We start from the raw sequence: 15,600 nt of genomic DNA on the forward strand, positions 1-15,600 counted from the left end.
TGTGTGTGTGTTGGTTTTTGTGTGTGTGTTTTTTGTGTTGTGGGGGTTGGGGGGTTTTTGTTTTGCGCGCCCCCGCCGACGCGGCCGGTCAGCTCCTGCGGTCCCCGAGCACGGACTCGACGCCGGCCCGGATCTCGTCCGTCGCCAGGCCCCGGATCGTCAGCGTCGTACGGCGCCGCAGCACGTCGTCCGCCGTCTCGGCCCACTCGTGGTCGCGCGCGTAGGCGACCTGCGCCCAGATCTCCGGCGCGTCCGGGTGGATGCGCCGGGCGAGTGCCGGGTCCTCGTTGGCCAGCCGGGCGATGTCGAAGGACAGCGAACCGTAGTGCGTGGCCAGATGCCGTGCCGTGTCGGCGGACATCCGCGGTCCGGGCGTTCCGCCGTCGACCAGCAGCCGGTGCGCGACCGCGTTCGGATTGGCGATGCCCGGCAGCGGCAGCTTCTTCGGCAGCCGGGCCATCGGCTCCATGTCCTCACCGAGCGGATGCCCGGGAAGGGCGGCCAGCTTGTTCATCACCGTACGGCCGATGTGGCGGAACGTCGTCCACTTGCCGCCCGCCACCGACAGCATGCCGCCGCGGCCCTCCGTGACCACGGTCTCCCGCTTGGCCTTGGAGGTGTTGCCGGGACCGCCGGGCAGCACCCGCAGACCCGCGAAGGAGTACGTGATCAGATCGCTCGACAGCTGCTGGTCCCGGACCGAGAACGCCGCCTCGTCCAGGATCTGCGCGGTGTCCTGCTCGGTGACCGAGACATCCGCCGGATCGCCCTCGTACTCCTCGTCCGTCGTGCCGAGCAGCAGCATGTCCTCCCACGGCAGGGCGAACGTGATGCGGTACTTGTCGATCGGGGTGGCGAGCGCGGCCTTCCACGGCCGGGTCCGCTTGAGCACCAGGTGCGCACCCTTGGACAGACGTATGGAGGGCGCCGCGTCCGGGTTCTCCATCCGGCGCAGGTGGTCGACCCACGGCCCGGTGGCGTTGAGCACCAGACGGGCGTTGATCCCGAACTCCGAGCCGTCCACGGAGTCCCGCAGATCGGCACCGGTCACCCGGCCCTTGGTGAAGCGCAGCCCGGTCACGGCGGCGTGGTTGAGCACGGCGGCGCCCGCCTCGACGGCCGCGCGGACCGTCATCAGCGCCATCCGCGCGTCGTTCATCTGGTCGTCGCCGTAGACCGCGACGGCCTTCAGATTGTCGGTACGCAGCTCCGGGACATCGCGCTGCGCCCTCGCCGGGCTGATCACGTGGCCGACGCCGTCACCGAACGCGGAGAGCGCCGAGTACGCGAACACGCCCGCGCCGAGCTTGGCGGCCCCGTGCGGGCCGCCCTTGTAGACCGGCAGGTAGAAGGTGAGCGGGTTGGCGAGGTGCGGTGCGACCTGACGGGACACCGCACGCCGTTCGAAGTGGTTTTCCGCGACCAGCTTCACCGCGCCGGTCTGCAGGTAGCGCAGACCGCCGTGGAGCAGCTTGGAGGAGGCGGAGGAGGTGGCGCCGGCGAAGTCGCCGGCGTCCACCAGGGCCACCCGCAGCCCGGACTGCGCGGCGTGCCAGGCGGTGGAGATGCCCAGGATGCCGCCGCCGATCACCAGGAGGTCGTACGTCGCCTTGGAAAGCTGCTCCCGGGTCTCGGCGCGGCTCGGAAGGGAGCCGGAGGCCGGATGCGTCCCGAGGGCGGGGACGCTCTGCAGGGTGGTCATGTTCTCTACTCCTCGTCTTCGAGCCAGTCCATGGTCCGCTGTACGGCCTTGAGCCAGCTCTTGTACTCGCGGTCGCGGGTGTCCGCGTCCATGCGGGGGGTCCACTCGGCGGCCCGGCGCCAGTTGGCGCGCAGCGCGTCGGTGTCCGGCCAGAAGCCGACGGCGAGGCCGGCGGCGTAGGCGGCGCCGAGGCAGGTGGTCTCGGCGACCATGGGCCGCACCACGGGTGCGTCCAGGAAGTCGGCGAGGGTCTGCATCAGCAGGTTGTTGGAGGTCATTCCGCCGTCGACCTTGAGCGCGGTCAGCTCGACGCCGGAGTCCTTGGTCATGGCGTCGCTGATCTCACGGGTCTGCCAGGCGGTGGCTTCCAGCACGGCACGGGCGATGTGCGCCTTGGTGACGTAGCGGGTGAGACCGGCGATGACGCCGCGGGCGTCGGGGCGCCAGTACGGGGCGAACAGTCCGGAGAAGGCGGGCACGAAGTACGCGCCGCCGTTGTCCTCGACCGACGAGGCCAGGGTCTCGATCTCGGCCGCGGACTGGATGAGGCCCATCTGGTCGCGCATCCACTGCACCAGCGAACCGGTGACGGCGATCGACCCCTCCAGGGCGTAGACCGGCTTCTGGTCGCCGATCTGGTAGCCGACCGTGGTCAGCAGCCCGTTGTAGGAGTTGACGGGCGTCTCACCGGTGTTCATCAGCATGAAGGTGCCGGTGCCGTAGGTGGACTTGGCCTCGCCCTCGGCGTAACACGTCTGGCCGAACAGCGCGGCCTGCTGGTCACCGAGCGCGGAGGCGACCGGCACGCCGTCGAGCACGCCGCCCTTGGCGTGGCCGTAGACCTCGGCCGAGGACCGGATCTCGGGCAGCACCGCGGCGGGGATGCCGATGGAGGCGAGGATCTTGTCGTCCCACGACATGGTGTGCAGGTTCATCAGGAGGGTGCGCGAGGCGTTGGTGACGTCGGTGACGTGCACGCCGCCCTCGGTGCCGCCGGTCAGGTTCCAGATGACCCAGGAGTCCATGGTGCCGAAGAGGATGTCGCCCCGCTCGGCGCGCTCGCGCAGGCCCTCGACGTTGTCGAGCAGCCAGCGGACCTTGGGCCCGGCGAAGTACGAGGCCAGCGGCAGGCCCGTCTCGCGGCGGAAGCGGTCCTGGCCCACGTTGCGGCCGAGCTCCCGGCAGAGGGCGTCGGTGCGCGTGTCCTGCCAGACGAGGGCGTTGTGGACGGGCTCACCGGTGTTCTTGTCCCAGAGCAGTGTGGTCTCGCGCTGGTTGGTGATGCCGATGGCCTTCACGTCGGCGGCGGTGATGCCGGCCTTGACGATGGCACCGGCCACGACCTCCTGGACGTTCTCCCAGATCTCGGTCGCGTTGTGCTCGACCCAGCCCGGCTTCGGGAGGATCTGCTCGTGCTCCTTCTGGTCGACGGAGACGATCCGGCCGTCCTTGTCGAAGACGATGCAGCGGCTGGAGGTGGTGCCCTGGTCGATGGCCGCGATGAACGGCCCGGTTCCGTGGGTGCCGGTGGTGTGTGCGTCGGTCACGGTGTACTCCCGGAGGTCTGTGAGGTCTTGGGGTTACGGCTCTGGGCCCGTTGTCTCACGCGAAGGCGAGGTTGTAGAGCCCGCCCGCGAGCGCGCCGCCGATGAGGGGGCCGACGACCGGGATCCACGCGTAGCCCCAGTCGGAACCGCCCTTGTTCGGCAGCGGAAGCAGCGCGTGCACGATACGCGGACCGAGGTCGCGAACCGGGTTGATCGCGTAGCCCGTCGGCCCGCCGAGCGACAGGCCGATACCGACGACCACCAGAGCGGTGATCAGGGCGCCGAGCGCGCCGAGGCCGTTGCCTTTGTCGTTGAGGCCCTGGGTGAGGATCGCCAGGACCAGCACGATCGTGGCGATGACCTCGGTGACGACGTTCTGTACGGCGTTGCGGATCTCCGGGCCCGTCGAGAAGACGCCGAGCACAGGTCCGGCCTTGGGGGCCGCGGCCTTGTCGACCATGCCCTCCTCACCCGTATGGGCCTTGAGGACCTCCGGATCCGTGAGGTGCGCCCGGAACTGTCCGTAGTAGACCAGCCAGACCAGCACCGCGCCGATCATCGCGCCGAGGAGCTCGGAGGCCAGGTAGAGCGGTACGTCGCTCCACTTGGTTCCGCCCTCGATCGCCAGACCGATGGTCACGGCGGGGTTGAGGTGTGCGCCGGATACGCCGCCGGCGATGTACGCGCCGGTCAGGACCGCGAGACCCCAGCCGAAGCTGATCGCGACCCAGCCGGCGTTCTGTGCCTTCGAGTGCTTGAGCGTGACGGCGGCACAGACACCGGCGCCGAGCAGGATGAGTACGGCGGTACCGATGGTCTCGCCGATGAAGATGTCGGAGCTGGACACCCGCGACTCCTTTGTCCTTCGTCCAGGAAGCCGAACCCCGGGTCCCTCCGGTGGTCCGCGCCCTCATGTAAGGGCGTTACCGGCCCTTGGCACTTGTCACACCTTAACGCTTGTTTCCGTCAAGTGTTCGACAATGCCGACCGGTGCTCGGCAGTGTTTCTCGCAGGTGAACGAGGCGTCAAGGGGTGTGTGGCGTAGAACTCGATTGAGTGCTTGTCAGCCATGGTCCCGCATGGAGCTCAGAAGCGCCTGGCGCCCAGATCGCGGGAGACCGCGCGGGCACAGTCCCGCACCGCCGCGATCAGATCGGGCCGCAGTTCGCCCTCCGTGCAGACCCGCTCCACCGCACCGGTCACGGCCACCGCTCCGACGGGCATCCGGCGCCGGTCGTGAATCGGGGCGGCCACCGCGGCCACCCCCTCCCAGGTCTCCTCCATGTCGGCCGCCCAGCCGCGCGCCCGGATCAGATCGAGCATGGCGTCGAACTCCGCCGGATCGGTGACGGTGCGGGGCGTGAAGGACCGCCGCTCGGCCTCCAGTGCCTCCGTGTGCGCCACCGGGTCGTAGGCTGCCAGCACCTTGCCCAGGGCCGTCGAGTGCAGCGGCTGCATGGCCCCCACCTCCAGGACCTGCCGGCTGTCGTCGGGCCGGAAGACGTGGTGGACGATGAGTACGCCCTTCTGGTGCAGTACGCCCAGATGGGTGCTCTCGCCGCTGGAGCGGGCCAGATCGTCCGTCCAGACCAGTGCGCGGGCCCGCAGTTCGTGGACGTCGAGATAGCTGTTGCCCAGGCGCAGCAGCTCGGCGCCGAGCTGGTAGCGGCCGGAGACGGCATCCTGCTCGACGAAGCCCTCGTGCTGGAGCGTGCGCAGGATGCCGTGGGCGGTGCCCTTGGCCAGGCTCAGCGAGGAGGCGATGTCGGACAGTCCCAGTCGCCGTTCGCCGCCCGCCAGCAGTCGCAGCATCGCGGCCGCCCGTTCCAGCGACTGGATGTTCTTGGCCATCGTGCCGTACTCCTCCACCTCGTTCGACAATGCTGAACACTATCGGTCGATGTCGACCCATGCTCGACCGCAGCAGAAGTCTGCGACACCCCCGCCGGTCCGGGCAGCCCCCTGAACAGCATGCGGTCCGATTCGTGGGACGGAGTGACGCCCACAGGCGCCGCCCGGCTACCCTGGCCGGGTGCGCCTTCCGCCGAAGCCGCAAAGCCGACAGCCGTCGCATCTCAGGGAGTACATCCATGGCCTCGTCGCCGACCCCTTCCGCCGACAGCCGGACCCGAGCCGCAGCCCTCCGCGAGGCGCTCGCCACCCGAGTGGTGGTGGCCGACGGTGCCATGGGCACCATGCTCCAGGCCCAGGACCCCACGCTCGAGGACTTCGAGAACCTCGAAGGCTGCAACGAGATCCTGAACCTCACCCGGCCCGACATCGTGCGCTCCGTGCACGAGGAGTACTTCGCGGTCGGGGTGGACTGTGTCGAGACGAACACCTTCGGTGCGAACCTGGCAGCCCTCGGCGAGTACGACATCCCCGAGCGCGTGTACGAGCTCTCCGAGTCCGGGGCGCGTATCGCCCGTGAGGTCGCCGACGAGTTCACCGCGTCCACCGGACAGCAGCGTTGGGTGCTCGGCTCCATGGGCCCCGGGACGAAGCTGCCGACGCTCGGCCACGCCCCGTACGACAAGCTCCGCGACGCCTACCAGCAGAACGCCGAGGGCATGATCGCCGGCGGCGCAGACGCCCTTCTGGTGGAGACGACGCAGGACCTGCTGCAGACCAAGGCGTCCGTCATCGGCGCCCGTCGTGCCCTGGAGGCCACCGGCGCCGATCTGCCGGTGATCTGCTCCGTCACCGTCGAGACGACCGGCACCATGCTGCTCGGCTCCGAGATCGGCGCTGCGCTCACCGCCCTGGAACCGCTCGGCATCGACCTCATCGGCCTGAACTGCGCCACCGGCCCCGCCGAGATGAGCGAGCACCTGCGCTACCTCGCCCGCCACTCGCGCATCCCGATCTCCTGCATGCCCAACGCCGGTCTCCCCGTGCTCGGCAAGGACGGTGCGCACTACCCGTTGTCGCCCGAGGAGCTCGCCGACGCCCAGGAGACGTTCGTGCGCGAGTACGGCCTGTCGTTGGTCGGAGGGTGCTGCGGTACGACGCCCGAGCATCTGCGGCAAGTGGTCGAGCGCGTCCGCGGTGTCGCTCTCGCTCCGCGGGAGCCGCGCCCCGAGCCCGGTGCCGCCTCGCTCTACCAGACCGTGCCGTTCCGGCAGGACACCTCGTACCTCGCGATCGGTGAGCGTACGAACGCCAACGGGTCGAAGAAGTTCCGCGAGGCCATGCTGGAGGCCCGCTGGGACGACTGTGTGGAGATGGCCCGCGACCAGATCCGCGAGGGCGCGCACATGCTCGACCTCTGCGTCGACTACGTCGGCCGCGACGGTGTCGCCGACATGAAGGAGCTGGCCGGACGGTTCGCCACGGCCTCGACCCTGCCGGTCGTGCTGGACTCCACCGAGCTGCCCGTGCTGCGGGCCGGTCTGGAGAAGCTCGGCGGGCGCGCGGTCCTGAACTCGGTGAACTACGAGGACGGCGACGGCCCCGAGTCGCGCTTCGTCCAGGTCACCCGGCTGGCCGCCGAGCACGGTGCCGCGCTGATCGCGCTGACCATCGACGAGGAGGGCCAGGCCCGTACTGTCGAGCACAAGGTCGCCATCGCGGAGCGGCTCATCGAAGACCTCACCGGCAACTGGGGCATCCAGGAGTCGGACATCCTCATCGACTGCCTCACCTTCACCATCTGCACGGGCCAGGAGGAGTCCCGCAAGGACGGCATCGCCACCATCGAGGCCATTCGCGAGCTGAAGAAGCGCCACCCCGACGTCCAGACGACGCTGGGCCTGTCGAACATCTCCTTCGGCCTCAACCCGGCCGCCCGCGTCGTCCTCAACTCCGTCTTCCTCGACGAGTGCGTCAAGGCCGGTCTCGACTCCGCCATCGTGCACGCCTCGAAGATCCTTCCGATCGCCCGCCTGGACGAGGAGCAGGTCAAGGTCGCCCACGACCTGGTCTACGACCGCCGTGCCGAGGGCTACGACCCGCTGCAGCGGCTCATGGAGCTGTTCGAGGGCGTCAACATGAAGTCGATGAAGGAGGGCAAGGCCGAGGAACTCCTCGCGCTGCCGCTCGACGAGCGCCTCCAGCGCCGGATCATCGACGGCGAGAAGAAGGGCCTGGAGGCCGACCTCGACGAGGCTCTGCGGACCCGTCCGGCTCTGGACATCGTCAACGACACCCTGCTGGAAGGCATGAAGGTCGTCGGCGAGCTCTTCGGCTCCGGCCAGATGCAGCTGCCGTTCGTGCTCCAGTCCGCCGAGGTCATGAAGACCGCGGTGGCCCACCTGGAACCGCACATGGAGAAGTCCGACGCCGAGGGCAAGGGCACCATCGTGCTGGCCACCGTCCGCGGCGACGTCCACGACATCGGCAAGAACCTCGTCGACATCATCCTGTCCAACAACGGCTACAACGTCGTCAACATCGGCATCAAGCAGCCCGTCTCCGCGATCCTCGAAGCCGCGGACGAGCACCGCGCCGACGTCATCGGTATGTCCGGTCTCCTGGTCAAGTCCACCGTGATCATGAAGGAGAACCTCCAGGAGCTCAACCAGCGCAAGCTGGCGGCCGACTACCCGGTGATCCTCGGCGGCGCCGCCCTCACCCGCGCCTATGTCGAGCAGGACCTCCACGAGATCTACGAGGGCGAGGTCCGCTACGCCCGCGACGCCTTCGAGGGGCTGCGCCTGATGGACGCGCTGATCGCGGTCAAGCGCGGCGTCCCCGGAGCCAGCCTCCCCGAACTCAAGCAACGCCGCGTCCCCCAGCGCGACACGGCCGTGCTGGAGGTCGAGGAGCCGGAGGAGGGCGTGCGCTCCGACGTCGCAGTCGACAACCCGGTCCCCACGCCGCCGTTCTGGGGAACCCGCGTGGTCAAGGGCATCCAGCTCAAGGAGTACGCCTCCTGGCTCGACGAGGGTGCCCTCTTCAAGGGCCAGTGGGGACTCAAGCAGGCACGCGCCGGTGACGGACCGACGTACGAGGAGCTGGCGGCGACCGAGGGCCGCCCGCACCTGCGCGGCTGGCTCGACAAGCTGCACACCGAGAACCTGCTGGAGGCCGCCGTCGTCTACGGCTACTTCCCCTGCGTCTCCAAGGGCGAGGACCTGATCCTGCTGCACGAGGACGGCTCGGAGCGCACCCGCTTCACCTTCCCCCGTCAGCGCCGCGGCCGCCGCCTCTGCCTGGCCGACTTCTTCCGTCCGGAGGAGTCCGGGGAGACGGACGTGATCGGCCTCCAGGTCGTCACCGTCGGCTCGAAGATCGGCGGTGAGACCGCCAAGCTCTTCGAGGCCAACGCCTACCGGGACTACCTGGAGCTGCACGGGCTCTCCGTCCAGCTGGCCGAGGCGCTCGCCGAGTACTGGCACGCCCGGGTCCGCTCGGAGCTCGGCTTCGCAGGCGAGGACCCGTCCGATGTGGAGGACATGTTCGCGCTGAAGTACCGGGGCGCGCGCTTCTCCCTCGGCTACGGCGCCTGCCCGGACCTGGAGGACCGGGCGAAGATCGCCGACCTGCTCCAGCCCGAGCGGATCGGCGTGCACCTCTCCGAGGAGTTCCAGCTGCACCCCGAGCAGTCCACCGACGCGATCGTCATCCACCACCCGGAGGCGAAGTACTTCAACGCGCGGTAGGACGCCGTTCGACGCGTGGTAGCGGGACGAGTCGTACACTGGTCGGTCCAGTGCAGGCCGGTCGCCTCCCTCCGGGGAAGGGCGGCCGGCCTTCTCGCCCCTCATGGAAGGTGTGCCGGATGACCAGTACGATCCCCGCGTCCCTGAGCCGTACGGCCGAGGGTGCGGCCCTGCAGGCCGTTCTTCTCGACATGGACGGCACCCTGGTCGACACCGAGGGCTTCTGGTGGGACGTCGAGAGGGAGGTCTTCGCCGACCTCGGGCACACGCTGGACGAGGCATGGCGTGAGGTGGTCGTCGGCGGCCCGATGACCCGCAGCGCCGGATACCTGATCGAGTCCACGGGCGCCGACATCACGCTTCCCGAGCTGACCGTGCTGCTCAACGACCGCTTCGAGAAGCGCATCGGCCTCGGTGTGCCGCTGATGCCCGGAGCGGCCCGGCTGCTGGCCGAGCTGGGCAGGCACCGGATCCCGACCGCCCTGGTCTCCGCCTCGCACCGGCGGATCATCGACCGGGTGCTGGACTCCGTGGGCCACCATCACTTCGCGCTGACCGTCGCGGGCGACGAGGTCACCCGGACGAAGCCGCACCCGGAGCCGTACCTCGCCGCCGCGAGCGGCTTCGGGGCCGATCCGCGGCTCTGTGCGGTCATCGAGGACACCGCGACCGGGGTGGCGTCAGCGGAGGCCGCCGGGTGCCGGGTCGTGGCGGTGCCGTCCGTGTCACCGATCGCGCCGGCGGCGGGCCGGGCGGTCGTCGGTTCCCTCGAGGAAGTCGATCTCGAATTCCTCAGGGGACTGGTAACGGGAATGCGTTGATCCGCACACCGAGAGTGTTTCTGTGAATGAATAGAAAATCTCTCGGGGCGGGCCGTGCTTATTCTGTCGCGCTTACGTGCAAGTAAGTCGGGTGCATGTCAACGACGGGAAATCGTTCACCGGGTGACGTTCATCACCCTTTTGGCCCTGTGCGGCCTGCCTGATTCGACCGGCTGCCCGATTTGACGTAACCAAGTGTCCCGGTTCGTGAATCCCTGTACGAATCATTCCGGTATTCGGAATCGGGCCTTCATGCATTCCGGTCACCCGCTGATTGCTGATCGGCCTGCGCCCGTCAGGCATTGCCGACGCGGGCTACTAATGTCGTTTTCTCCATGACCGGATGAGGGAGAACGTCCAAGATGAACCGTAAGACTCTGGTGCTGCCGGCCGTCGTCGGCCTGCTCGCGCCCGTACTCGCCGCCTGCGGCGCGGCGGACGGCGGGAGCGATGGCAACGGTGCCATCGCTGTCGGCACCACGGACCAGTTCGTCGCTTCGAAGGACGCCCCCGCACCGCTCGACCCCGCCATCGGCTACGAGGCGGGCGTCTGGAACGTCCTGCGGCAGACCGTGCAGACGCTCATGCACGTCCCGCGCGGCGGCGGCCTGCCGGTGCCGGAGGCCGCCGAGAGCTGTTCCTTCACGGACACGGCCAACGAGAGCTACCGCTGCAAGCTGCGCAGCGGACTGGAGTTCGCCGACGGCAGCGCGGTCACCGCCGAGGACGTCAAGTACTCCATCGACCGAGTCATCCGGATCAAGTCCACCAACGGCCCCGTCTCCCTGCTCAACAACATCGACACCGTCGAGACCAAGGGTGACCGCGAGGTCGTATTCCATCTCCGGGCCCCGGACGCGACCTTCCCCTACAAGCTCGCCACCCCGCCCGCCGGAATAGTCAAGCCGGGAACGTACCCGGCCGACTCCGGGCGCAAGGGCTTTCAGGTGGACGGCTCCGGTCCGTACACGATGAAGCCGGAAGTGAAGAACAATCAGGTCGTGAAAGTGCTCTTCACCAGAAATCCTCATTACAAGGGGGATCTCAAGGTGCAGAACGACAAGGTCGAACTCGATCTTTTCCCGGACGCCACCGCCATGGGCAAGGCGCTCGACGACAAGAAGATCGACATGATGACCCGCACCATGTCGCCGAAGCAGTCGCAGGACATGCTGGAGAACCCCAAGGACGGCATCAAGCTGACCGAGATGCCGGGCCTTGCCATCAGCTACATCGGATTCGACACCGATGACCCGGCCGTACGGAACAAGGCGGTCCGCCAGGCGATGGCCCAGATCATCGACCGCGGCCAGATCGCGAGCGAGGTCTACGGCACCACGGCCGAACCCCTGTACTCGCTGATCCCGTCCAGCATCGCCGGACACACCAACTCGTTCTTCAACAAGTACGGCGAGCCCAGCACGGCCAAGGCAGCCGCGATCCTGAAGGCCGCCGGGATCCATACCCCGGTGAAGTTCACCCTGCACTACACGACCGACCATTACGGCGACGCGACCTCGACCGAGTTCAAGACGCTGAGCAAGCAGCTCAACGACACGGGACTGTTCGACGTGACGGTGGAGGGCACCCCCTGGGCGAAGTACCGCCCGGCCGAGCTGCGGGGCGACTACGCCGCCTACGGCATGGGCTGGTTCCCGGACTTCCCGGACCCGGACAACTACACGGCCCCGTTCCTCGACAAGAACAACTTCCTCAACTCGCCCTACACCTCGACCCTCGCCCGGCGGACCCTCATCCCGGACTCCCGCCGCGAGGCCGACCGCAACGTCGCCGCCAAGACCTTCAAGAAGATCCAGGACATCGTCGCCGAGGACGTCCCGGTGCTCCCGGTCTGGCAGGGCAAGCAGTACGTCGCCTCCCGCGACGGCATCAGCGGCGTGGAGTGGGCGGTCAACTCCTCCGCCGACCTCCAGCTCTGGGAGCTGAGCCGCGGCACCGGCTGAGCCGTCCCGCCCCGGCCCCGGGACTCGTCAGGGTCACTGGGCGCCGGGGCGCACCAGTCCGCTCTCGTAGGCGTAGACGGCCGCCTGCACCCGGTCGCGCAGACCGAGCTTCGTCAGGACATGACCCACATGCGTCTTGACCGTCGTCTCACTGACGAAGAGATCAGCGGCGATCTCCGCATTCGACAAGCCGCGCGCCACCAGCTTCAGGACTTCCACCTCGCGGTCCGTCAGGGTGTTCAGCGTGTCCGGCACCGGCTCCTCGCCGGACGGCAGGTGATCCGCGTACTTGTCCAGCAGCCGGCGCGTGATGCTCGGGGCGAGCATCGCCTCGCCACCCGCGACCACCCGGATCGCCTGCACCAGCTCATTGGCCGGTGCATCCTTCAGCAGGAAGCCGCTGGCACCGGCGCGCAGCGCCTCCACCACGTACTCGTCGAGATCGAACGTGGTGAGCACCAGCACCTTCGCCGGACCGTCCCGCCCGGGGCCGGTGATCTGACGGGTCGCCTCGACACCGTCCATCCGCGGCATCCGGATGTCCATCAGCACCACATCGGGCTGCAGCGCCCGTACCTGATCGAGAGCCTGGAGACCGTCACCGGCCTCGCCCACCACCGCGAGATCACCCTCCGCCTCCAGAATCATCCGGAAGCCGGTGCGCAGCAGTGGTTGGTCATCGACCAGCAGGACGCGGATTGCCACGGTTCTCCTCAAGGTCCTTCAAGGGCCACAGGCCGGCCGGCCTCAGCATGGACCGGGTCCATTCTGCCCTGCACGTCCTGCGCAGGCTCCGCCGGGCGTACCGACAGCGGATAGACCGGGGGAGTACCGCCGAACTCCGGGCAGAGCGCCTGATGGTCGCACCAGCCGCACAGCTTCGTCGGCCGCGGCCGCCACTCACCGGTCTCCGTGGCCAGCGAGATCGCCTCCCAGAGGGCCAGCAGCTTGCGCTCCACCCGTTCCAGATCCGCCACCACCGGGTCGTACGTCATCACGTCCCCGCTGCCCAGGTAGACGAGCTGGAGCCGACGCGGCACGACACCCTTCAGCCGCCAGATGACGAGCGCGTAGAACTTCATCTGGAACAGCGCACCCTCCGCGTACTCCGGACGCGGCGCCTTTCCCGTCTTGTAGTCGACGATCCGGACATCACCCGCCGGAGTCACATCGATCCGGTCGATCACCCCGCGCAGCCGCAGCCCCGACTCCAGCTCCGTCTCGACGAACAGCTCCCGCTCGGCCGGCTCCAGCCGCGTCGGATCCTCCAGCGAGAACCAGCGCTCCACGAGCCGCTCCGCCTCCGACAGCCAGCGCGAGAGCCGCTCACCCTGCGGATCCTCAGCGAACAGCTCCGACAGCTCCGGCTTCGACTCCAGCAGCCGGTCCCACTGCCCCGGAATCAGCGCCGTGGCCCGGCCGGCCGTCCGCTCCGTCGCCGGGTTGTCGAACAGCCGCTCCAGCACCGCATGGACCAGTGTCCCCCGGGTAGCCGCCTCACTGGGCTTCTGCGGCAGTCTGTCGATGACCCGGAAGCGGTACAGCAGGGGGCACTGCATGAAGTCGCTCGCCCGTGACGGGGAAAGGGACGAGGGCGGCTGAGGCGGCCGCGGTACTGAGGTCATGACGAAGACCCTACGACCCGCCACTGACAACAACCGGCATACCATCGACCACAGACCCCCGAACACAGCATGATCGTGCCGGACGGCACCGACCGAAGGGACCTCGTGGACGAGAGCGGCAACAGCGGGCGGCCGCAGCCGGACGCAGGGGGAACAGACCCCGGCACCGGCCCCGACAAGGGCAAACCGGCGCGCCGCGAAGATCCCGGAGGCGGCATCCTCATGGGCCGGCCCTTCGGAGTGCCCGTCTACGTCGCACCGAGCTGGTTCCTCGTCGCCGCCCTCATCACCTGGGTCTTCGGCGGCCAGCTCGACCGGGTCCTGCCCGGCCTCGGCGCGGCCCGCTACCTCGTCGCGCTCTTCTTCGCCATCGCCTTCTACGCCTCCGTGCTCGTCCACGAACTCGCGCACACAGTGGTTGCCCTGCGCTACAGGCTCCCGGTGCGGCGCATCCAGCTCCAGTTCTTCGGAGGCGTCTCCGAGATCGAGAAGGAGTCCGAGACCCCGGGGCGCGAGTTCGTCCTCGCCTTCGTCGGCCCGCTGCTCTCACTCGTCCTGGCCGGCCTCTTCTACATCCCGCTGAACTTCGTCGAGCGCGGCACCGTGCCCGGCGTCCTGCTCGGCGGGCTGATGATCTCCAACCTCATCGTCGCCGTCTTCAACCTGCTGCCCGGCCTCCCGCTCGACGGCGGCCGCATGCTCCGCGCCGTCGTCTGGAAGATCACCGGCCGCCCGATGAGCGGAACCGTCGCCGCCGCCTGGGTCGGCCGCGCCCTCGCCGTCAGCACCCTCATCGGCCTTCCCCTCCTCACCCGGACCGGGTCCTTCGGGAACGACACGGACAGCCTCAGCGGCATGGACACCGTCATCGACGCGCTGCTCGCAGCCGTCCTCGCCGCCATCATCTGGACCGGGGCGGGCAACAGCCTGCGCATGGCCCGGCTGCGCGAGCACCTCCCCGACCTGCGCGCCCGCGCCCTCACCCGGCGTGCCGTACCGGTCGAGCCGGCCACCCCGCTCTCCGAGGCGCTGCGCCGGGCCAACGAGGCAGGCGCCCGCGCCCTCGTCGTCGTCGACGCGAACGGCGACCCCAAGGCCGTCGTCCGCGAGGCCGCCATCGTCGCCGTCCCCGAGCACCGTCGCCCCTGGGTCGCCGTCAGCGGCCTCGCCCAGGACCTCACCGACGGCATGAAGGTCAACGCGGAGCTGGCCGGCGAAGCCCTCCTGGACCGGCTCAAGGCCAATCCCGCCACCGAGTACCTCGTTGTCGAGGAAACCGGCGAGATCTACGGGGTGCTGTCCACCGCCGACGTCGAACGCGCCTTCGTCGCCGCCATGGCCCGGCCCGCCGCCTGAACCCGGCATCCCCGCCCGGACAAGCGGTCGGAGCCCGCGGAAACACCGGTACGCTGGTCACATGTCTGAACCGACCGGTGCCGCCCGCCGACGCGGGCCCTTCAAGGTCGGGGACCAGGTCCAGCTCACCGATCCCAAGGGACGCCACTACACCTTCACGCTCGAAGCCGGAAAGAACTTCCACACCCACAAGGGTTCTTTCTCGCACGACGAGCTGATCGGTGCTCCCGAGGGCAGTGTTGTCCGTACCACGGGAAACGTCGTCTACCTGGCGCTGCGCCCCCTGCTCCCCGACTACGTCCTGTCCATGCCCCGCGGCGCCGCCGTGGTCTACCCCAAGGACGCGGGGCAGATCCTGGCCTTCGGCGACATCTTCCCCGGCGCCCGCGTCGTGGAGGCCGGCGTCGGATCCGGCGCTCTCTCCACCTTCCTGCTCCGCGCCATCGGCGAGCAGGGCATGCTGCACTCCTACGAGCGCCGCGAGGACTTCGCCGAGATCGCCCAGCAGAACGTCGAGCGCTACTTCGGCAGCCCGCACCCCGCATGGCAGCTCACCGTCGGCGACCTCCAGGACAACCTCACGGAAACCGACGTCGACCGTGTCGTCCTGGACATGCTCGCGCCCTGGGAATGCCTGGACGTCGTCTCCAAGGCGCTCGTCCCGGGCGGCATCCTCTGTGCTTACGTGGCGACCACCACCCAGCTCTCCCGGACCGTCGAGTCCATCCGTGAGATCGGCTGCTTCGCCGAACCGCAGCCCTGGGAGTCGATGATCCGCAACTGGCATGTCGAGGGCCTCGCCGTCCGCCCGGACCACCGGATGATCGGCCACACCGGCTTCCTCGTCACCGCCCGCCGGCTGGCCGACGGAGTCCAGGCCCCGCCGCGCCGCCGCCGCCCCTCCAAGGGCGCCTACGGCGACGACTACGACGGCCCGGGCAGCCAGAGCGGCCCCGCCCGCGACTGACCCGGGCAACAGACC

General features: G+C 69.0%; 11 protein-coding genes. 5 read left to right on the forward strand and 6 right to left on the reverse strand.

The features are described from left to right. Positions 1–88: 88 nt before the first annotated feature. The 4 genes from ACFVW8_RS33320 to ACFVW8_RS33335 form a co-directional block, all read right to left on the reverse strand. Entirely contained in the window at positions 89–1,702 is a 1,614-nt protein-coding gene (locus ACFVW8_RS33320; protein ID WP_389696702.1) for an FAD-dependent oxidoreductase, read from the reverse strand. A gap of 5 nt (positions 1,703–1,707) precedes the next feature. Then, on the reverse strand, positions 1,708–3,249 hold the full coding sequence (gene glpK / locus ACFVW8_RS33325) for a glycerol kinase GlpK (RefSeq protein ID WP_389696704.1): 1,542 nt from the start codon (positions 3,247–3,249) through the stop codon (positions 1,708–1,710). 55 nt (positions 3,250–3,304) lie between these two features. Further along, positions 3,305–4,096 (reverse strand): MIP/aquaporin family protein, encoded by a 792-nt coding sequence (locus tag ACFVW8_RS33330; protein ID WP_389696706.1) that lies wholly within the window; start codon positions 4,094–4,096, stop codon positions 3,305–3,307. 239 nt (positions 4,097–4,335) lie between these two features. Further along, positions 4,336–5,100 (reverse strand): IclR family transcriptional regulator, encoded by a 765-nt coding sequence (locus ACFVW8_RS33335; protein WP_389696716.1) that lies wholly within the window; start codon positions 5,098–5,100, stop codon positions 4,336–4,338. 239 nt (positions 5,101–5,339) lie between these two features. On the opposite strand from ACFVW8_RS33335, the gene metH reads away from it, so the two are divergent. The 3 genes from metH to ACFVW8_RS33350 all read left to right on the forward strand — a co-directional run bounded on the left by metH (position 5,340) and on the right by ACFVW8_RS33350 (position 11,637). After that, positions 5,340–8,852, forward strand: a complete 3,513-nt coding sequence (gene metH / locus ACFVW8_RS33340; protein ID WP_389696708.1) for a methionine synthase — start codon at positions 5,340–5,342, stop codon at positions 8,850–8,852. A 119-nt stretch (positions 8,853–8,971) separates the two neighbouring features. Then, the gene (locus tag ACFVW8_RS33345) at positions 8,972–9,673 is read left to right on the forward strand and encodes an HAD family hydrolase (protein ID WP_389696710.1); all 702 of its coding nucleotides are present in this window, start codon (positions 8,972–8,974) and stop codon (positions 9,671–9,673) included. A 362-nt stretch (positions 9,674–10,035) separates the two neighbouring features. Beyond that, positions 10,036–11,637 (forward strand): ABC transporter substrate-binding protein, encoded by a 1,602-nt coding sequence (locus ACFVW8_RS33350; protein WP_389696712.1) that lies wholly within the window; start codon positions 10,036–10,038, stop codon positions 11,635–11,637. Between the two features lie 33 nt (positions 11,638–11,670). Here ACFVW8_RS33350 and ACFVW8_RS33355 read toward each other — a convergent pair whose 3' ends face one another. After that, positions 11,671–12,342 carry a response regulator transcription factor gene (locus ACFVW8_RS33355; protein WP_363030406.1) on the reverse strand — a complete coding sequence of 224 codons (672 nt, stop codon included), beginning with the start codon at positions 12,340–12,342 and terminating at the stop codon, positions 11,671–11,673. Positions 12,343–12,350: 8 nt separating this feature from the next. Then, positions 12,351–13,196 (reverse strand): RecB family exonuclease, encoded by an 846-nt coding sequence (locus ACFVW8_RS33360; RefSeq protein WP_389696718.1) that lies wholly within the window; start codon positions 13,194–13,196, stop codon positions 12,351–12,353. Between the two features lie 171 nt (positions 13,197–13,367). Between ACFVW8_RS33360 and ACFVW8_RS33365 the strand changes: the two genes are divergently transcribed. Both ACFVW8_RS33365 and ACFVW8_RS33370 read left to right on the forward strand, forming a co-directional pair. Beyond that, positions 13,368–14,618, forward strand: a complete 1,251-nt coding sequence (locus tag ACFVW8_RS33365) for a site-2 protease family protein (protein ID WP_389696720.1) — start codon at positions 13,368–13,370, stop codon at positions 14,616–14,618. Between the two features lie 61 nt (positions 14,619–14,679). After that, positions 14,680–15,585, forward strand: a complete 906-nt coding sequence (locus tag ACFVW8_RS33370; protein WP_389696714.1) for a tRNA (adenine-N1)-methyltransferase — start codon at positions 14,680–14,682, stop codon at positions 15,583–15,585. The last annotated feature ends 15 nt before the right edge of the window (positions 15,586–15,600 follow it).

Origin of the sequence: Streptomyces sp. NPDC058221, from assembly GCF_042882365.1 — a bacterium.
GTDB lineage: Bacteria > Actinomycetota > Actinomycetes > Streptomycetales > Streptomycetaceae > Streptomyces.

What these genes read in the sequence shown, in the direction of transcription:
- ACFVW8_RS33360 (WP_389696718.1), bottom strand. Translation starts at nt 13,196, where the DNA reads ATGCAGTGCCCCCTGCTGTACCGCTTCCGGGTCATCGACAGACTGCCG.
- metH (WP_389696708.1), top strand. Translation starts at nt 5,340, where the DNA reads ATGGCCTCGTCGCCGACCCCTTCCGCCGACAGCCGGACCCGAGCCGCA.
- ACFVW8_RS33335 (WP_389696716.1), bottom strand. Translation starts at nt 5,100, where the DNA reads ATGGCCAAGAACATCCAGTCGCTGGAACGGGCGGCCGCGATGCTGCGA.
- ACFVW8_RS33345 (WP_389696710.1), top strand. Translation starts at nt 8,972, where the DNA reads ATGACCAGTACGATCCCCGCGTCCCTGAGCCGTACGGCCGAGGGTGCG.
- ACFVW8_RS33350 (WP_389696712.1), top strand. Translation starts at nt 10,036, where the DNA reads ATGAACCGTAAGACTCTGGTGCTGCCGGCCGTCGTCGGCCTGCTCGCG.
- ACFVW8_RS33320 (WP_389696702.1), bottom strand. Translation starts at nt 1,702, where the DNA reads ATGACCACCCTGCAGAGCGTCCCCGCCCTCGGGACGCATCCGGCCTCC.
- ACFVW8_RS33370 (WP_389696714.1), top strand. Translation starts at nt 14,680, where the DNA reads ATGTCTGAACCGACCGGTGCCGCCCGCCGACGCGGGCCCTTCAAGGTC.